This window comes from Hyphomicrobiales bacterium (assembly GCA_017642935.1).
Classification (GTDB): Bacteria; Pseudomonadota; Alphaproteobacteria; order Rhizobiales; family MH13; genus MH13.
The window spans coordinates 1,040,314-1,058,627 of record JAEPOK010000002.1 but is presented as its reverse complement, the minus strand read 5'-3'; the positions used below and the strand labels follow the sequence as shown (position 1 = coordinate 1,058,627).

Genomic DNA, 18,314 nt, shown 5'->3' with positions numbered 1-18,314 from the left:
TCAAGACAATCAAAAGCCCGGCTCACCAGCCGGGCTTTTTGTTGTGGGCTTCCAATTCAGAGCCAATCAACGCTGCATCTTTGAAAAAGCGCTGTATCTCATCGACATCGCGCTAACCTTTGCCCATCATCGTGCTGGCACCACAGGGCACCGGCCGGGCATGGTGCCTCGATCGGTGACCACACTCTCCGCGAAGGTGTAGAGCATGCAAGAGGCGACATCGGCACAGGCGTCTAAGCTCAGCCGACGAACAGAGCCTTTTGCGAACCGCGAAACCCTGACAGAGATCGCCTGGTTCCTGACGTTCTTATCCTGGGTACCGATTATCACGGGAACCAGTTCTCATCCGATACTCGGATGGCTGGGCCTGTCGGACGGCTCGAACTATTTGCTGGCCGAACATCGCAGCGTCTTTATCGATCCATTGGGTCTCTACGCCGTCTGCACAGTGGTGATGGTCACACTGGCCTGGACACTCCGATCCAAGGTCTTTGCGCTTGCGACTGTGCCGCTGGCGATCAGCTGTTTCTTATTTCTTTTCAGTGACAACAGCGCAGCCGACTTCCGCCACCTGCCGCTCTACTACGCTTACGTCGCGTTGTGCACGGCCATGAGCCTGCTCTTTGTCGGCTTCGGGCGCATCCTGTCGCCATCCTTCCTGGTGTTCACCGCGCTGCTGTTCGCCGATGCGACCATGTACAGCATCACTGAAGTTTATTGGATGGCGAGCCTACCGGCCGATGCCCCTTGGCCCGGCGAGCCGTTCACCGTGCTTGGACAGGTGCTGAACGGCTACGCGCCGTCCTTTGGCAAGGCAGCCGTGTTCGTCTTCGCCGTCGCGCTGATGCGGCTCCTCTTCATGGCCTATCGCGACAACCGCACGATGGCTAAGGCGCTGGGGCCCAAACGCGTCTGGGAAATCTTCAAGCCAACTGTCCTGTTGTGGTGGCCAGTGTTGGCCGTCTTCGGCGTGATGACAATCCTCTACTCCCTGCTGGCGGACCGCGCCGAGCACGCGCTCATGTGTCAACTTGAGCCAGACTTCGTCCTCGAAGTTGAGATCCTTACAAGCTCTGGGACCGAGATCGAGCAGCGCTGCCTACCACGCGGTGACGCGACGCTGGAAAGCACGCTGCAAACCTACCTCGACGCGCAATACGCCCAGATGGAGGACCAACTCAATCAAGCCATCGACCAGGCTGTTCGCGGCACAAACGATGCCACGGCGAATGCGCCTGACGCCATTGTTGGACGTATCGATGAAAGTACCTCCGGTCGCCTTCCGGGCACGCGCCACAAGCGCTGTGGCGTGGACATCATCGTCTGTCCAATTGCCAATGGCCTGCGCTCCATGGCCAATTCGTCCTACCAAAAGTCGCGCACGGCAGCGATCCGCGACCTCGATCAAGAATTGAACGATCTGGCTGCCGAGTTCGAAGGGGATGTCGAGGGCTATGAAAACGCTGCTCGCGCGCTGGTGACAAGCCGATTGGAACGAGCCAAGCGCGCGACGCAAACGGCCAACAATGGCGCATTCGCCATTTACCGCTTTGCCTCGTACCTCCTGCTGCTCTACAGCGGCATCATCTTGTTGAAGACCTTCCTCATGGTCTTCGCGCGCGTGCTGTTTGATCCGGCGGGCAAGCACAGCCTGTCGGCGCCCTTCACCGACGGTCCAACCAAGCCTGGTCAAGGCACATTGAAGGTCAAGAAGACCGAAATTCTGGTCCGCAAGGACGTCCGCGACGATCGGTATTACGTCTACCGAAGCGTTCAAATCTCAGGACCGAAGAAGGCACGCAGCTTCGTCTTGGGCTTTCGGTTTTTGATCACCCGATTGCTGTCGCGCCGTTTCTCGTTCCTGCATGTGCCCGGCAAACGCACCGCGCGAACCGACCATTCGGTGAAGCTGAATGTCGAGGCACCCAACCAGTTGATCGAATGGACTTTGAAGCCTGGCGAACGTGTGTTCTTCCGCTTCCCTGATCTGGTGGGGTTTTCAGAGACGGTCACCTTTGGTCGACTGGTCTCAATGAGCGTAACAACCCTCTATTTCGGGCGCATCTTCCATTACTATGCCAAAGGTCCGGGCACGCTTTACTTCAAGACCAAAGCCAAACCGGTGACGAGCGCCGAGCGTTCCGGCAACCGGCCTTTCGATCCAGCGCTGCTTGTGGCTTGGACGGCGCCCATCCGATTCTTCGTCGACGCCAAGCTCGACATCCGCAACACGTTTCTAAGCAGCTACAATTTGTGCTGGGACAAGAGCGGCCATTATCTTCGCGACACCTCCCCCACCCGCGAAGGCGGGACGACGACGGGCATCATCCGCTTCATCAAACACTTTCTGCTGCCGATCTAACGCTCACACCAGCTGCAGTGTGATCGCCGCCAGGGCCAGATACCGGCTGACCTTGGAGATCGTAACCAGCACCAAAAAACTCCACAGCGGTTCACGCATGACACCCGCAACGACCGTCAGCGGGTCACCGATAATCGGCATCCAGGCGAGCAACAGCGACCAGCGCCCCCAGCGATGATAGAAGGCCCGCGCCCGCGATAGCTGAGCCTCATTGGCTGGAAACCAACGCCGGTCACGAAAGGTTTGGATGCCGATCCCCAGATAATAGTTCACCACCGAACCGAGCACATTGCCGATGCTGGCAACCACTAACATCGCAACCACCGACTGCTCACCGGTGGTCAGAAAACCGATCAGCACCAGCTCCGATTGCGCCGGAAAAACGGTCGCCGCCAGAAAGGCAGAGGCAAACATCAAGCCGTAGGCGGCAAGGTCCATAAGGCAAATCCGACGTAACGAAACAGCGCCAGGGAGACGACGGCGCCAAAGGCAAAGCGCTCCCTTTACACCTTTCAAAAAGGCTTATAGCCAGAAGCCGCAATGATTTTTCGGCGTTGAGCGCGGCAATCCATTCCAGGGGGGCAACCGCGGCGCTACCCGGAAAGCGACGCTGTGGATTTTCGGGTCAAGTAAACCGGAGAACCCAGATGAAAACCATCATTGAACCCTTCCGCATCAAATCGGTCGAGCCGATCCGCCTGACGACGCGCGCCGAGCGCGAGGGGAAGCTCGCCGCCGCGCATTACAATCTGTTCGCCCTGAAATCCGATGACGTACTGATCGATTTGCTCACCGACAGCGGCACCGGCGCGATGAGCGCCAAGCAATGGGCCGCTGTCATGCAGGGCGATGAGAGCTATGCCGGCTCACCCTCGTTCGATCGCTTCAAGGCCGCCGTGCAGACCTTGATGCCGTTCAAGCACATCATCCCGACCCACCAGGGCCGCGCCGCCGAAGCGATCCTCATGGCGCTGATCGGTGGGCCCGGGCGCACGATCCCGTCCAACACCCATTTCGACACGACACGCGGCAACATCGAGGCCAGCGGCGCACAGGCCGTCGATCTCAACATCGCCGAGGGACGCGACAGCCAGTCGCTGCACCCGTTCAAGGGCAACATGGATTTGGAAGCGCTCGACCGCTTCTTGGCTGAAAACGGCGATGCCGTCCCGGCGGTGATGATCACGATCACCAACAATGCCGGCGGTGGCCAACCGGTGAGTTTGGAGAACATCCGCGCGACCGCAGATCTGGCGCGCAAGCATGGCAAACCGTTCATCATTGATGGGTGCCGCTTTGCCGAGAACGCCTGGTTCATCAAGCAGCGCGAGCAAGGCCAAGCTGACCGATCCATCCCCGACATCGTCCGCGACTGCTTTGCCTGCGCCGATGGGATGACGATGAGCGCCAAGAAAGACGCCTTCGGCAATATCGGTGGTTGGCTGGCGCTTAATGACGATGACTGGGCTGAACAAGCACGGGTCAAGCTCATCCAGACCGAAGGTTTCCCCACCTATGGTGGCCTTGCCGGACGCGATCTGGATGCCCTCGCAGAGGGCCTCACGGAGATCGTCGATGAGCATTATTTGCAGTATCGCATCCGCACCAACGAATACATTGTCGAGCGGCTCGACGCGATGGGCGTGCCGGTGGTGAAACCCGCCGGCGGCCACGCTGTGTTCATCGATGCCAAGAAATGGCTGCCCGATATGAACCCGCTGGATTACCCGGCGCACGCCATCGCTTGCAAACTCTACGAAATCGCCGGCGTCCGCTCCTGCGAAATCGGCAGCGTTATGTTCGGCCGGCAGACCGACGGCTCAGAAAAACCTGCCGCCATGGAACTGGTTCGGCTGGCCTTCCCGCGACGCACCTACACCCAATCGCATGCCGACTACATCGTCGAAGCGTTTGAACTGCTGAAAGAGGAACTGGACCGCCTGCGTGGCTTTGCGATCAGCTGGGAACCGAAACAGATGCGCCACTTCACCTGCAAATTCATCCCCAAACCGCGCTGGTGAGGTCCGGCCAGAGCAGCCTCAGATCAGCACCACGGTTTCGCGATGACAGGCATTGTCCTGCCCCACACGCAGGATGAAATGGGCGACGTCAGCACGCGAAATCATCCCCATACGCCAAGAGGCCGGGTCGGTGAGGGCCTTGTAACGGCCGGTGAGACTGCCTCCGGTTAGAAGCCCGGGGCGGGCCAGCGTCCAATCAAGGTCGCTGGCCTTGATCATCTCTTCCTGGCGCGTCTTGTCGTCATAGACCCGGCCGAGCACCGCCTGCTGCGCCATCCGTGCTGGCAGGCTCATATGGTTCAGCCCTTCGCCGGCACCGATACCGGTAACAGTGATCAGGCGGCGCACGCCCGCCGCTTCCATGGCCGGCAGAAGGATTGCCGTCGCCTGGGAGAAAAGCGTTTCCTCTTCCCAGATCATGGCCGGTCGTTCGCGCACGCCCAGCGCCTGGACGACCACATCCACGCCTTCCAAGGCGCGCGCCACATCGTCGGCGTTGAGCGCATCGCCCTTAAACGGCTCGATACCGTCCTCGAACGCGACTTCCTCAGCGCTGCGCCCAAAGGCCCGCACGCGCAGGCCTGCTTCGGCCGCCTGACGCACAACCTCGCGCCCTATGCCGGAGGTCGCGCCGATAACGAGCCAGAGAGCGGGGTCAGCCATGGGTTGTCCTAAGGGTCAGAAATCAAAGACACGGCACGATCATGCCATCCCACCATGTAAGCGACGTAACGCCGAGCGCCAGAGCCTGTGTCGTGATGCCTCAACACCAACTGCGACGGTCCTCCCACCAAACCGCCAAACCTTCGCGCACCAGAACGGTACCCGCCCATCCATGCTCCAAACGCAGCTTGGCAAGCGTTCGGCCATAGCGATCGGTGCCATCGCGGACCACACGCCACGGTTCCGCCGACAAGACGTCCGCTAATCGATCGCGCGCATGGATGGCTAGCTGCTGCTCCGCTGCGCATTGCGGACTGAACAGTTCCGGTGCGTCAATGGCCAACAACCGGATGCGCTCGCCATCCAAACGGATCGTGTCACCGTCAACAACGCATGTTGGCTGCGGCGACCGGACGCAGATCGCCATGTCCAAGCGCTCCAGCGGCGGTTGAAACGAAGCCTGCCATTCCAGGACTGAATCGACCGCGTTGTTCAGATGATCAAAAACAACCTCACGGTTGACCACGGCTGACACGATCATCGCGCCCACGATCAGGCCCACGATCGCCCAAAGGAGCAACCGGTCGGTAGTCCGACGGCGCCGTCGGGCCAGCGCTGGCTCCAAAGCGATGATGTCGGCAGGTCGTTTCCAGGGATTCATACCTGGCAGGATGCGGGCATTTCACCAACAAAGAACGAACACAGCCCGTCAATGTTTGCCGTTCGCCTGAACCAAGACATCGACACGGCGTTACACTATTTTGACATAACTAGTTTTATAGTTATAAGTGAATGCATGACCGACCACGCTGCCACCGCCGCCTCTCTTGCCGCACTTGGCCACGAAACGCGTCTGGCCATTTTCAGGCTGTTGGTGCGCGCCGGCGATGAGGGGTTGAATGTCGGCGAAATCGGGATCCATCTCGATCAGGCAGCCTCCACGCTTGCCCACCATTTGGGAACCTTGGTTGATGCCGGCCTGGTGATTCAGGAACGTCGCGGGCGTCAGATCATCAACCGGGTTGATTATGAGGCGATGCGCCAGACCGTGGATTTCTTGACGGCCGAGTGCTGCGTCGGCGTCACGCTGGCCGATCATGACAACACCGATCAGGACGCCGCGTGATGACCCAAAGCGTCATCTCTCTCGCCTATGTGGTCTGGATAGCCCCGTGACTGATCTCGTCCTCAACGTTCGCTCCGCAACCGCCGAATTGGCGCAGCGGCTTTGGGCCAAGGAAAAGGTCTGGCTTGTCTCCGCCGGCCTTCTGATGGCACTGCTCGTTGTTCTGCCCGAGCAAGGCGTGGAAAGTGCGCGGTTCACGCTGCAAAACCTCGTCGATGTGGCGCCCTTCCTGGTGTTGTCGATCGCCATTGCTGCCTATGCCGGCGCCACAGGTGCTGATGGCTTGATCGCTCGCGCCTTCACCGGTTCGCCCGCCTTGATGATCTTGATCGCGGCTGCCGCCGGCGGGCTTTCGCCATTCTGCTCCTGCGGCGTGATCCCGCTGATCGCCGCGCTTTTGGCGATGGGCGTGCCGTTATCGGCCGTCATGGCGTTTTGGCTGGCCTCGCCTGTTATGGACCCGTCCATGTTCGTTCTGACCACGGGTGTGTTGGGCTTTGAGTTCGCGGTCGCCAAAACACTGGCCGCCATTGGTCTTGGCCTGTTCGGCGGCTTCGTGGTGCATGGCCTCGCCAAAACCGGCGGCCTCACCGACCCGCTGCGCGAAGGCGTCGGCAATGGTGGATGCGGCGGCGCAAAGGTGCGCACCGCCAAGCCGGTCGTCTGGACCTTCTGGCAGGACGAGGAACGCATTTCAAAATTCGTACGCGAAGGCATCAAGACCACCCTGTTTCTAGCCAAATGGCTGACCCTCGCCTTCCTGCTCGAAAGCCTGATGCTGGCCTGGTTGCCGGCTGATCTGGTCGCACAATCGGTCGGCGGCACCGGCATTGCGCCCATCGCCATCGCCACGCTCGTGGGTGTGCCGGCCTATTTGAATGGTTATGCGGCGTTGCCTCTGGTCGGCGGCCTGATGGACCAGGGCATGGCGCCCGGCGCCGGGCTTGCCTTCCTGGTGGCGGGCGGCGTGACGTCACTTCCGGCGGCCATTGCCGTTTGGGCCTTGGTGAAACGCCAGGTCTTTGCACTCTACCTGATGATCGCCCTGTCAGGATCGCTCACCATCGGCCTGCTTTTCCAGCTTTGGACAACGCTCTAACCGCCGCGTTCCGCAGCGCGGACGAAACACCCGAAGCCGTCTGTTCTCATCCCGGCAAGCCAAAAACCTAACGTTTACGTCAACGTAATATCTGCGCGACGAAAAACCCCGCCCGGTTTCGACCTTGGTCGGCTCGACCGACTCCGGTATCGACGCTACAACCTGTGATGCAATTCGCGTGAATTGCGACATTGCCACGTCGTGCGCTTGGCCATCATGGCCCACCAGCGCAGGCAACTTTCAACAGGTTCCAGGCAACCGCCAGCAAGGTAGACGTCAACGCGCCATGGCAAACACTGATACGCGGGCCAATCGGCCGCTTTCTCCCCATCTCCAGGTCTACAAGATGCTGTTCACGATGCTGATGTCGATCGTGCATCGCATCACCGGGTCGGCGCTCTATTTCGGCACCATCTTGATGGTCTATTGGCTACTCGCCGGGGCATCCGGACCGGAAGCCTACAACACGGCGATGGACCTGTTCGGCTCCTTCCTTGGGCGGCTTATCCTGTTCGGCTTCACTTGGGCCCTGATGCACCACATGCTTGGCGGCATCCGCCATTTCATCTGGGACACCGGGCGCGGCCTGGATGCCAAGAGCCGCAATTGGCTCGCCCGTGCGACGCTCGCCGGGTCTCTTTCTCTCACGCTGATCCTCTGGATCATCGGCTACGCGGTTTAAAAGGAGGCATTCACATGGGCGATATGCGCACCCCCCTCTCCCGCGTTCGCGGCCTTGGATCAGCCAAGGAAGGCACCGATCATTTCTGGCGTCAGCGCGTCACCGCGCTCGCCAACGTGCCGCTGCTTTTGTTTTTCGTGGTGATGGTCATCGGCCTGCAGGATGCAAGTCACGCCAGCTTTGTTGCCATCATGGGTTCGCCGCTGGTCGCGATTATTATGCTTTTGGTCATCATCTCCGGCGCAATCCACATGCGCTTGGGTATGCAGGTCATCATCGAAGACTATGTGCACAATGAACTGACCAAGATTCTGGCGCTTCTCGCCAACACCTTTTTCACCATTCTCATCGCGGCGGCATCTATCTACGCGATCTTGAAAATGAGCTTCGGAGGCTAACGCTTCATGGCAACTGAAACCGCAAACGGTTCTGCTGCACCGGCTACCAACGGGTCTGCCTACCCCATCACCGATCACACCTATGATGTGGTCGTTGTCGGCGCCGGTGGCGCTGGCCTGCGCGCCGTTGTTGGCGCCTCACAAGCCGGGCTCAAAGTCGCCTGCATTTCCAAAGTCTTTCCCACTCGCTCGCACACGGTCGCGGCACAGGGCGGCATTTCGGCGGCCCTTGGTAATATGGGCAAGGATGATTGGCGCTGGCACATGTACGACACCGTCAAAGGGTCTGACTGGCTGGGCGACCAAGACGCCATCGAATATCTCTGCAAGAACGCGCCTGAAGCCGTCTACGAGCTGGAACATTGGGGTGTGCCCTTCTCCCGCACCGAAGAAGGCAAGATCTATCAGCGCCCGTTCGGCGGCATGACCACCAAATATGGCGAAGGTCCCGCTGCGCAACGCACCTGCGCCGCCGCTGACCGCACCGGCCACGCCATCCTGCACACGCTCTATGGCCAGGCGCTGCGCAACAGCTCTGAGTTCTTCATCGAGTATTTCGCCATCGACCTCATCATGGATGAAGGCGCCTGCCGCGGCGTGGTCGCCATGTGCATGGAAGATGGTTCGATCCACCGTTTCCGCGCCCACAAGACCGTGCTCGCAACCGGCGGTTACGGCCGCGCCTATTTCTCGGCGACGTCGGCCCACACCTGCACCGGTGACGGCAATGCCATGGTGTTGCGCGCTGGCTTGCCCCTGCAAGATATGGAGTTCGTGCAGTTCCACCCGACCGGGATTTACGGCGCGGGCTGCCTGATCACCGAGGGTGCGCGTGGCGAAGGCGGTTATCTGGTGAACTCCGAGGGCGAGCGCTTCATGGAGCGCTATGCGCCATCGGCCAAAGACCTCGCCTCGCGCGACGTTGTTTCAAGGTCGATGACCATGGAGATCCGCGAGGGTCGTGGCGTCGGCAAAAACGGCGATCACATCTTCCTGCATCTGGACCATTTGGACCCGGACATTCTGCATGAGCGTCTTCCGGGTATCTCCGAGAGCGCCCGCATTTTTGCAGGCGTCGATGTCACCAAGGAACCAATCCCCGTGCTGCCGACGGTGCACTACAATATGGGCGGCATTCCGACCAACTATCACGGCGAAGTGCTGACCAAGGTCGGTGGCGACGCCGACACGGTGGTGCCCGGCCTCATGGCCATCGGTGAGGCGGCCTGCGTCTCCGTGCACGGCGCCAACCGTCTAGGCTCGAATTCCCTCATCGACTTGGTGGTGTTTGGCCGCGCGGCCGGCGCCCGCTGTGCTGAAACGCTGGAAGGCGGCGAGAAGCATCCTGAATTGCCAAGCGACAGCGCCGACATGTCGCTCTCGCGCCTTGACGCCGCGCGCTATGCCAACGGATCGCGTTCCACCGCCGACCTGCGCCTGGAAATGCAGCGCGTCATGCAGAACAACTGCGCGGTGTTCCGCACCGGCGACGTGCTCGATGAAGGCGTGAAACTGATCAACGCCACCTGGGCCGCCTCGGACGATATCAAAACCACCGACCGCTCGCTGATCTGGAACACCGATCTCATCGAGACGCTCGAGTATGAGAACCTTATCTCCCAAGCCGTCGTAACGGTGGAATCGGCGGCCAACCGCAAAGAGTCCCGTGGCGCCCACGCCCGCGAGGATTTCTCCGAGCGCGACGACAAAGACTGGATGAAGCACACGCTGGCTTTTGTCGATGTGGACGAGAAGCAGGTGAAGCTGGATGACCGTCCGGTGCACACCTACACCATGTCCAACGACATTGCGTATATCGAGCCCAAGGCGAGGGTGTACTAGTGAACGGCGCGGTTGCGCGGGACGCACAGAGCGGAGCGAAAAACACTGTGAGCACAGTGGTCGTTCGGCACGAACGGAACGGAGCAAACCTCAGAATAGGGGTTTGCACTCTTGCCGCTATCTTGTTTGCCAGCGCCGCGACATCGACTTTGGCTCAATCTGGCCCAATGTCCGGTGAGATCACGGCCGCCTGCATGCAGGCCATGGGCGAGACCGAAACCATCTGCGCCTGCATCGAAGAAGATGCGGCAGCCACTCTGACAACCGATCAGCAGACCTTCTTGCTGGCCCTGCTGACCGAGGATGAGGCGCTGGTGCGCACGCTTGACGGTTTCACCAATGAAGATGCCCAGATGGTGCAAAATCAGATGGTCAATGCCGGCCTGAGCTGCCTGAGCTAGACCTTTCAAAGGACCGAGACGGACACCACCATGGTTCAACTGACACTTCCGAAAAACTCGCAGATGGGCACGGGCAAAACCTGGCCGAAGCCTGAGGGCGCGAGCAATGTGCGCGAGTTCCGCATCTATCGCTGGAGCCCGGATGACGAGGACAACCCAGCCATCGACACCTATTATGTCGACATGGACGACTGCGGGCCGATGGTGCTCGACGCGCTCATCTGGATCAAAAACAATGTCGATCCGACGCTGACCTTCCGCCGCTCCTGCCGCGAGGGGATTTGCGGCTCCTGCGCGATGAACATTGACGGCACCAACACGCTCGCCTGCACCAAGGGCATGGACGAGGTGAATGGCGCGGTGAAGATTTATCCGCTGCCGCACATGCAGGTGATCAAGGATCTGGTGCCGGACCTGTCGAACTTTTACGCCCAGCACGCAAGCATCGAACCCTGGCTGCAGACGGCAACGCCTCAGCCGCAAAGTGAATGGAAGCAGAGCCATGAGGACCGCGCCAAGCTGGATGGGCTCTACGAGTGCATCCTCTGCGCCTGCTGCTCGACAAGTTGCCCCAGCTACTGGTGGAACGGCGACCGCTATCTTGGCCCGGCGGTTCTTCTCCAAGCCTATCGCTGGCTGATCGACTCGCGCGATGAAGAAACCGGCAAGCGGCTCGACAACCTGGAAGACCCGTTCCGGCTCTATCGCTGCCACACGATCATGAACTGCGCCCAGGCCTGCCCGAAGGGGCTGAACCCGGCGCTTGCGATCGCAGAAATCAAGAAGATGATGGTGGAGAGAAGGGTTTAAGACCAAACAGGAAGCGATCGCCCTGAACTTCCTCGTCTTCTCCGATCTTGATGGCACGCTGCTCGACCATGAAAACTATGATTGGTTGCCGGCCAAACCGGCGTTGGATCGGCTAGCTGAACTGGGCGCCGGCTTGGTGCTTGCCAGCAGCAAGACGACGGCCGAAATCCGTCCGCTCCAAACCGCCATCGATGCCGCCACCGGCATTGGCCTCTGGCCCGCCATTGTGGAGAACGGCGCTGGCATCCTCTTACCGCAAGAGGAACCGGGCAGCGCTACCGGTTCCTATCAAAAGCTACGCGGCGCCCTTGCCACCCTAGAAGGTACACACCCCGGCTTTCGCGGTTTTGGCGACATGAGCGTGCAAGAGGTTGCTGAACGCACCGAGCTCGATCTCGGACAGGCCAAGCTCGCCAAGCAACGCCAGTTCAGCGAACCCGGTATTTGGACGGGCACGCCGCAGGAGCTTGAGGCTTTCCAGACCGCTTTGGCCGAGCACGGCGTCCGGGCCCAGCGCGGCGGACGGTTCCTCACCCTTTCCTTCGGGCGCACCAAGGCCGATGCAATGGCATCGATCATCAAAACCCATCGCCCGCAAACCACGATTGCACTGGGCGATGCGCCCAACGACATCGAAATGATCGAGGCGGCGGATTGGGGCGTCATCGTGCGCAATCCACACCTGAACCCGCTCCCGCCCTTGCGCGGCGAGGTTACCGGGCGGATCATCCGCACCAAGGGCGTCGGCCCTTCCGGATGGGCGGACGCCACCATTTTGCTCATCGCCCGCCTGAAAGACCGCTAACGCCAGAGACCCCCCGCATGGCCGATTTTCACCAGAACGGAAACATCACCACGCTGCACGATTTGCGGCACCGCAGCGACGACAACCTGGCTCACGAGGTGTCGGTGCTGGCAGGCTCGCGTAAGGTGACGCTGATCTTGCCGTGCCTTTACTCCGAGCTGGAAGGCTCAGCCCTGCCAGGCATCCTCGCCCAACTCAGCAAGGTGAACTATCTGCATCGCATCATCATCGGTCTGGATGCTGCCGACGAAGCGCAATACCGCACCGCCCGCGCCTTTTTCAGCGTCCTGCCACAAAACCATGTGGTGATCTGGAACGACGGCCCGCGCATGACGGCGGTCCAGGAGCAGCTGCAAGCGCTGGGCCTTGCGCCGAAGGAAAAGGGCAAAGGCAAGAACGTTTGGTCCTGCATCGGCTATCTGCTCGCCTGCGCCGATAGCTCGGTGATGGCGATCCATGATTGCGATATCCTCACCTACAAACGCTCGATGCTCGACAAGCTCGTCTACCCCGTCGTCAATCCTGCTTTCCCCTACCAGATGGCCAAAGGGTTTTATCCGCGTATCGGCGACGGCAAGCTCAATGGCCGCGTCACCCGTCTGCTTGTTAGCCCGCTCCTGATCGCGCTCAAACGCGTCATCGGCGACCGCAGCTACATCGATTATCTGCGCAGCTTTCGTTACCCACTTTCCGGCGAGTTCGCGATTCGCACGCCGATCCTACCCGATCTGCGCATCCCATCGGATTGGGGCCTGGAAATCGGCGTTCTTTCGGAAGCCTGGCGCAATCTCGCCCCTAAATCGGTTTGCCAGGTGGAGATCGCCGACAATTACGATCACAAGCACCAAAGCCTTTCTGAGGAAGACGCCAAAACGGGCCTTAGCCGCATGTCCATCGACATCTGCAAGGCGCTGTTCCGTAAGCTTGCCGCCGATGGCACGGTGTTCACCGCCAACACCTTCCGAACGCTCAAGGCAACCTATTACCGCTCCGCCCTCGACCTCCTGGATGGCTATTACAACGATGCGATGATGAACGGTCTTGCGCTCGATCGTCACAAGGAAGAGCGGGCTATCGAGCTGTTCGCAGAAAACATCATCACGGCCGGCAACGTCTTTCTCGACAACCCACATGAGACGCCGTTCATTCCCACCTGGAACCGCGTTTACGCTGCCGATCGTGAGTTGTTGATGCGCATGCATGAGGCGGTGGACCTGGACCTTCAGGATTACCCGGCGGCCGCCATGCAAACGGCCTCGACGGCCGCCTGACGGCGGCAGGGCCAAGCCCGCCCCCTTCCCTTTGCCCGCCTGCCATGCGATCCCGCTGGCGATGACCGGTGATCAAATTGCTCTGTTCGCGCTGTTCGGCGTGCTGTTCGCGTTCCTCATTTGGGGCCGGGTCCGTTATGATCTGGTGGCCTTCACCGCCCTTCTGATCGCGGTGTTTGCCGGTTATGTCGCGCCAGCCGATGCCTTTGCCGGCTTCGGCCATCCAGCTGTTGTCATCATCGCGCTGGTGCTGATCGTCTCGCGCGGTCTGGTCAACTCCGGCGCGGTGGAACTGATCGCCCGCTTCGTGGTCGCCCCCGACAGAGCACTCCCGACCCATATTTCCATCATGGCGGTGGCGGGCGCAGCGCTCTCGGCGGTGATCAACAATGTCGCCGCGCTGGCGCTGCTGATGACGCTTGATATGGACGTCGCCCGCAAGGCAAAGCGCGCCGTGTCGCTGACGCTGATGCCGCTGTCCTTCGCCACCATTCTAGGCGGCATGATCACGCTGATCGGCACGCCGCCCAACATCGTGATTGCGCAATACCGCCAGGACGCGCTGGGCGAGGCGTTTTCGATGTTCGACTTCACCCCGGTCGGGCTGGTTGTCTCGATCATTGGCATCGCCTTTGTCGCACTCATCGGCTGGCGGCTGATACCGGCCCGCGATGGCACCCAATCGCTGGACGAGGACGCCGGGCTCTACGTTGCTGAGGCGCGGGTGAAGGAAGACTCCAAGACCATCGGGCAGATGGTGCGCGATCTTTATCCCGACGCGGTGGAGAAGGATGTGCAGATCCTAGGTCTGGTCCGGCGCGGCAAGCGGCTCCCGGGCTTTTCGCGCACCCAGGAAGTACGCAAGGGCGATTATCTGGTGCTCGAAGGCGACCCCAAGGCCATTGAGGCGTTCATGGGCGCGGCAGGTCTCGATTTCGCCGGGTCCGAACGCCATGGCGGCCTGCGCGGCGCCAACCTGAAGCTCATCGAAGCCATCGTGCCCGACGGCGCACGCATCGCCAATCGCTCGGAGATGGAGGTACGCCTGCTTTCGCGCCACGGTGTCACGCTGCTCGGCGTCTCTCGCGAGGGCAAGCGTTTCCGCGACCGCGTCCGTCGGCTGACGATAAAGCCTGGCGACGTGCTTTTGCTGCTCGGCCCGGATGACCGGATGGATCAGGTCGCCTCCTGGCTCGGCGTCTATCCGATTGCCGACCGCAAAACCAACGTCATCCAACGCCGCAAAGCCTTTGCCGCGATCGGCGCGTTTGCGATTGCCATCGCACTTGCCGTCATGGGGGTCACCACGCTCGCCATTGCGCTGGGCGCCTGCGTGGTCGCCTACATCGCGATGGGCTTGCTGGGCGGGGAAGACTTTTACGCCATGATCGAGTGGAAGGTGATCGTGCTGCTCGCCTCGCTGATTCCACTATCGGCTGCGCTGGAAGCCTCCGGCGGCACACAGCTGATCGCCGATGGCATCGTCGGCGGCACGCAAGGCTGGCCGGCCTGGGCGATCCTCTTGGTGCTGATGGTGGTGACCATGACGCTCAGCGACTTTTTGAACAATGTCGCCACGGCGCTGATAGCCGCCCCGATCGGCGTCTCGATCGCCCAATCCATCGGCGCCAACCCCGATCCGTTCTTGATGGGCGTGGCGGTGGCCGCCTCCTGCGCCTTCCTCACCCCCATCGGCCACAAGAACAACACCATCATCATGGGGCCGGGCGGCTACCAGTTCGGTGACTATTGGCGCATGGGGCTGGCGCTGGAAGTGATCGTCATCGCGGTGGCCGTTCCGACCATCCTTGTCGTCTGGCCGTTGTGATGGGTCCAGCAAGGAAACAAAAATAGCTGGCCAAAGACGCAGACAAGTTCACGCTACGGTGACGTCAGCATCTGACCTCTTTTCTAGGCAACCTACCTTCAAGCCAGGGTTCAAGGCCCGCAAACTCACGCTTTCTTAGCCTTTTCTTGGTGCACTGCCTGACGGATAGCCGGCTTTCTATTGAGAAACCGCGCACCGAAAAGAGATACGTGTCGCGAGTTGTTGGGGACAACGCAGTGAACCAGACATCATTCCGACCGGGATTGATTGCAGCGGGTATCGCATTTCTCGTGACCGTGGCCGTTGGTTACTTTGCCGACCATCAAAACCGCGCCGTCTACCGAGAACAGGCGCGCGCCGACGTGGCCGAAAGCTTGGGTCAGGTTCGCGCCGAGCTGGAAAGCAACATCAACAGCAATATCCAGCTGGTGCGCGGTCTGGTGGCCGTTATCGCCATGGACCCCGACATCGATCAGGCGCGGTTTGAACGCATCGCCTCGGCGCTGATCGGGGAGCACTCGCAGCTGCGCAACATTGCCGCCGCGCCCGATCTGGTCATCCAGATGATGTATCCGCTGGCAGGCAACGAACGCGCCCTCGGCCTCAATTATGCGACCCACCCGACCCAGCGCGACGGCGCCTTGGCCGCGCTGGAAGCCCGGCAGATGATGCTCGCTGGCCCGGTTGACCTGGTCCAAGGCGGGCGCGGTTTCATTGGTCGCTTCCCAGTGTTCGTCAACAGCGGTGAGGTTGATGAGCGCGTATGGGGTCTGATTTCGGCCGTCATCGATGTCGATCGCCTTTATGCGGCCAGCGGGCTGTTCGATGAGGAGCGACCGATTGATCTGGTCTTGATGGGCCGTGACGCGGATCTCTCTGACACGTCCGTGTTCTTCGGCGATGCGCAGATTTTGGGCCAAAATCCGGTGTTCACCGAAGTCTCGCTTCCCAACGGTGCCTGGCGCATCGCCGCCATCCCGCGCGGTGGCTGGAAAGAGACGCCGCCCAACGCAGCACGGTTTCGTGGACTGATTGTTTTGGCCGCGTTTCTTGTCCTCGTGCCCATCGCCATGGCCGGACATTTCTACGATCAACACCGCGACCATGTGCGCGAACTGGGACGCCGAGAAAACGATATGCGGCTACTCTCCCAGCGTTTAGAACTAGCACTCGAAACCTCGAAAATCGGTGTCTGGGAGCTCAACCTCACCACCGGCGAACTGCGCTGGGATGACCGCATGAAAGAGCTTTACGGCATTCCTTCCGACGTGACGCCGAACGCAGTCGACCATTGGGAGGAAAAACTCCATCCGAAAGATCGCGAGCAAGCGATCAAAGAGTTTCAACAGGCCATCGCCTCACGTGGCACGTACCACTCGGTTTTCCGCGTCATGGAAGGCGAGAGCCAGGAACGCTGGATCCGCACCATCGGGGCCTCGCACATCGATGCCTCCGGCCATCAAAGGATCCTTGGAGTCAACTGGGATATCTCTGCTGACGTTGAGCTCAAGACCAAGCTCATCCAAGCCAACAAGGACGCCAAAATCCGCAACCGCGAACTTGAAGAAGCGCGCGTGCAGATGGAGCACAACTCGCTCCATGACAGCCTGACCAACCTGCCGAACCGGCGGTTCCTCGACGACCGCGTCTTGAACGACGACGTCGACAATCCGCCCACGGCACTTATTCATATCGACCTTGATCGCTTCAAGCACATCAACGACACATTGGGCCACGCCGCTGGCGACGCGATGCTGGTGCATGCGGCCAACGTGCTGCGCGAGAACACCCGCGAGGGCGATTTCGTCGCGCGGGTCGGTGGCGATGAGTTCGTGATCGCGACCACGCAGCCGGTGGATCAGGGCTCGCTGGCCAAGCTTGCCAGCCGCGTCATCGAACAAATGCGTCAGCCGGTGCCCTACAAGGACCACAAGTGCCGCTTCGGTGCGAGCATTGGGATCGCAATCAATGGCGGCGGCGGTAAGGCGGCGCCAAGCCAATTGCTGGTCGATGCTGACCTCGCGCTTTACCGCGCCAAAAAACGCGGGCGCAATCGCTACGAGTTCTTCGATGCGTCGCTGAAGGCCGAGATCGTTTCCAACAAGATGCTCGCCGACGAGATTTTGACCGGTTTGGAACGGCGCGAGTTCCTGCCCTATTTCCAACCGCAGTTCGACACGCAAAGCCTTGATATTGTCGGCGTGGAAGCGCTGGCGCGCTGGCATCATCCGATCCGTGGTGTGCTAGCACCCGACAGTTTTCTCGACACCGCCGATGAACTTAACGTCGTGCCGCTGATCGATCGGGCGATCTTGGAAGAAACGCTTTGGCAGGCGGCCCGCTGGCAAGCCGCAGGCATTCACATTCCGAAGAAGTCCGTCAACGTGTCGGCCGGCCAGTTGCAGGACCCGGAATTGATCGATCGCCTCGACGATCTGCCGATCAAACGCGGTGAGCTATCGTTTGAGCTGCTGGAATCTATCTTTCTCGACGATCAGAACACGACCGTCGCCAGCAACATCGACCAGCTGACCAAGCGCGGCATCGCGATCGAGATCGACGATTTTGGCACTGGCTATGCGTCCATCATCAGCCTGCTACAGCTGCGCCCAGCCCGGCTCAAAATCGAACGCCGACTGATCGCGCCGATCGCTACCTCCACCAGCCAGCGCCAACTTGTCGCCTCCATCATCGAGATCGGTAAGTCGCTCGGCATCAGCGTGGTCGCCGAAGGCGTTGAGACCTTCGAACATGTGGCCGTTCTGCGCGACCTTGGCTGCGACGTGTTGCAGGGCTTTGCTTTTGCCGCCCCAATGCCGTCGGAGAAGCTGATTGACTTCGTGCGAGAGAACCGCTGGCGCGACGCGGCGTAAACAGCGGTTCACGGTCTGGCTCGCCCCAAGTGTCGCCAGGCGAGACAACATTGGCGGCGAACGTTGCCACCAAAATGGCTGTGCAACCAGCCGTAGTCGTAGTCCGCTTCGAGCCCAAAGTAGTGAATACTGA

General features: G+C 60.5%; 16 protein-coding genes. 13 read left to right on the top strand and 3 right to left on the bottom strand.

The annotated features are described in order from the left end of the window. Positions 1-205: 205 nt before the first annotated feature. Complete coding sequence (locus JJ917_14535; protein MBO6700041.1) at positions 206-2,362, top strand: hypothetical protein; 2,157 nt, start codon at positions 206-208, stop codon at positions 2,360-2,362. 3 nt (positions 2,363-2,365) lie between these two features. Here JJ917_14535 and JJ917_14530 read toward each other — a convergent pair whose 3' ends face one another. Further along, on the bottom strand, positions 2,366-2,800 hold the full coding sequence (locus JJ917_14530) for a DedA family protein (GenBank protein ID MBO6700040.1): 435 nt from the start codon (positions 2,798-2,800) through the stop codon (positions 2,366-2,368). 209 nt (positions 2,801-3,009) lie between these two features. Between JJ917_14530 and JJ917_14525 the strand changes: the two genes are divergently transcribed. Further along, a complete protein-coding gene (locus tag JJ917_14525) occupies positions 3,010-4,383 on the top strand; it encodes a tryptophanase (protein ID MBO6700039.1) in 1,374 nt (457 codons plus the stop codon). A gap of 18 nt (positions 4,384-4,401) precedes the next feature. Here the strand turns inward: JJ917_14525 and JJ917_14520 are convergent, their stop codons facing one another. Together JJ917_14520 and JJ917_14515 are read right to left on the bottom strand one after the other, a co-directional pair. Beyond that, positions 4,402-5,046 carry an SDR family oxidoreductase gene (locus tag JJ917_14520; protein MBO6700038.1) on the bottom strand — a complete coding sequence of 215 codons (645 nt, stop codon included), beginning with the start codon at positions 5,044-5,046 and terminating at the stop codon, positions 4,402-4,404. Positions 5,047-5,146: 100 nt separating this feature from the next. Further along, on the bottom strand, positions 5,147-5,707 hold the full coding sequence (locus tag JJ917_14515) for a thermonuclease family protein (GenBank protein MBO6700037.1): 561 nt from the start codon (positions 5,705-5,707) through the stop codon (positions 5,147-5,149). A 135-nt stretch (positions 5,708-5,842) separates the two neighbouring features. Here JJ917_14515 and JJ917_14510 point away from each other — a divergent pair, with 135 nt between their 5' ends. From JJ917_14510 to JJ917_14460, 11 genes are all read left to right on the top strand, one after another. Beyond that, positions 5,843-6,172 carry a helix-turn-helix transcriptional regulator gene (locus tag JJ917_14510; GenBank protein ID MBO6700036.1) on the top strand — a complete coding sequence of 110 codons (330 nt, stop codon included), beginning with the start codon at positions 5,843-5,845 and terminating at the stop codon, positions 6,170-6,172. 46 nt (positions 6,173-6,218) lie between these two features. Further along, positions 6,219-7,271 (top strand): permease, encoded by a 1,053-nt coding sequence (locus tag JJ917_14505; protein MBO6700035.1) that lies wholly within the window; start codon positions 6,219-6,221, stop codon positions 7,269-7,271. Positions 7,272-7,557: 286 nt separating this feature from the next. After that, entirely contained in the window at positions 7,558-7,953 is a 396-nt protein-coding gene (sdhC, locus tag JJ917_14500; protein MBO6700034.1) for a succinate dehydrogenase, cytochrome b556 subunit, read from the top strand. 14 nt (positions 7,954-7,967) lie between these two features. After that, positions 7,968-8,351: a succinate dehydrogenase, hydrophobic membrane anchor protein gene (sdhD, locus tag JJ917_14495; protein ID MBO6700033.1), complete on the top strand. Its 384-nt coding sequence runs from the start codon at positions 7,968-7,970 to the stop codon at positions 8,349-8,351. Between the two features lie 6 nt (positions 8,352-8,357). Beyond that, entirely contained in the window at positions 8,358-10,193 is a 1,836-nt protein-coding gene (locus tag JJ917_14490; GenBank protein MBO6700032.1) for a succinate dehydrogenase flavoprotein subunit, read from the top strand. A gap of 167 nt (positions 10,194-10,360) precedes the next feature. Next, entirely contained in the window at positions 10,361-10,594 is a 234-nt protein-coding gene (locus JJ917_14485; protein MBO6700031.1) for a hypothetical protein, read from the top strand. Between the two features lie 30 nt (positions 10,595-10,624). Then, a complete protein-coding gene (locus JJ917_14480; GenBank protein MBO6700030.1) occupies positions 10,625-11,404 on the top strand; it encodes a succinate dehydrogenase iron-sulfur subunit in 780 nt (259 codons plus the stop codon). Between the two features lie 16 nt (positions 11,405-11,420). Continuing rightward, positions 11,421-12,209, top strand: coding sequence for an HAD-IIB family hydrolase (locus tag JJ917_14475; GenBank protein ID MBO6700029.1), 789 nt, complete (start codon positions 11,421-11,423; stop codon positions 12,207-12,209). A gap of 17 nt (positions 12,210-12,226) precedes the next feature. Beyond that, positions 12,227-13,480: a glycosyl transferase gene (locus JJ917_14470; GenBank protein MBO6700028.1), complete on the top strand. Its 1,254-nt coding sequence runs from the start codon at positions 12,227-12,229 to the stop codon at positions 13,478-13,480. Between the two features lie 61 nt (positions 13,481-13,541). Beyond that, a complete protein-coding gene (locus tag JJ917_14465) occupies positions 13,542-15,308 on the top strand; it encodes an SLC13 family permease (GenBank protein MBO6700027.1) in 1,767 nt (588 codons plus the stop codon). Between the two features lie 236 nt (positions 15,309-15,544). Continuing rightward, complete coding sequence (locus JJ917_14460; GenBank protein MBO6700026.1) at positions 15,545-18,181, top strand: EAL domain-containing protein; 2,637 nt, start codon at positions 15,545-15,547, stop codon at positions 18,179-18,181. The last annotated feature ends 133 nt before the right edge of the window (positions 18,182-18,314 follow it).

Excerpts from the sequence above, each read along its gene's own strand:
- JJ917_14535 (MBO6700041.1), top strand. The coding sequence starts at position 206 with ATGCAAGAGGCGACATCGGCACAGGCGTCTAAGCTCAGCCGACGAACA.
- JJ917_14530 (MBO6700040.1), bottom strand. The coding sequence starts at position 2,800 with ATGGACCTTGCCGCCTACGGCTTGATGTTTGCCTCTGCCTTTCTGGCG.
- JJ917_14525 (MBO6700039.1), top strand. The coding sequence starts at position 3,010 with ATGAAAACCATCATTGAACCCTTCCGCATCAAATCGGTCGAGCCGATC.
- JJ917_14520 (MBO6700038.1), bottom strand. The coding sequence starts at position 5,046 with ATGGCTGACCCCGCTCTCTGGCTCGTTATCGGCGCGACCTCCGGCATA.
- JJ917_14515 (MBO6700037.1), bottom strand. The coding sequence starts at position 5,707 with ATGAATCCCTGGAAACGACCTGCCGACATCATCGCTTTGGAGCCAGCG.
- JJ917_14510 (MBO6700036.1), top strand. The coding sequence starts at position 5,843 with ATGACCGACCACGCTGCCACCGCCGCCTCTCTTGCCGCACTTGGCCAC.
- sdhC (MBO6700034.1), top strand. The coding sequence starts at position 7,558 with ATGGCAAACACTGATACGCGGGCCAATCGGCCGCTTTCTCCCCATCTC.
- sdhD (MBO6700033.1), top strand. The coding sequence starts at position 7,968 with ATGGGCGATATGCGCACCCCCCTCTCCCGCGTTCGCGGCCTTGGATCA.
- JJ917_14490 (MBO6700032.1), top strand. The coding sequence starts at position 8,358 with ATGGCAACTGAAACCGCAAACGGTTCTGCTGCACCGGCTACCAACGGG.
- JJ917_14485 (MBO6700031.1), top strand. The coding sequence starts at position 10,361 with ATGTCCGGTGAGATCACGGCCGCCTGCATGCAGGCCATGGGCGAGACC.
- JJ917_14480 (MBO6700030.1), top strand. The coding sequence starts at position 10,625 with ATGGTTCAACTGACACTTCCGAAAAACTCGCAGATGGGCACGGGCAAA.
- JJ917_14470 (MBO6700028.1), top strand. The coding sequence starts at position 12,227 with ATGGCCGATTTTCACCAGAACGGAAACATCACCACGCTGCACGATTTG.
- JJ917_14465 (MBO6700027.1), top strand. The coding sequence starts at position 13,542 with ATGACCGGTGATCAAATTGCTCTGTTCGCGCTGTTCGGCGTGCTGTTC.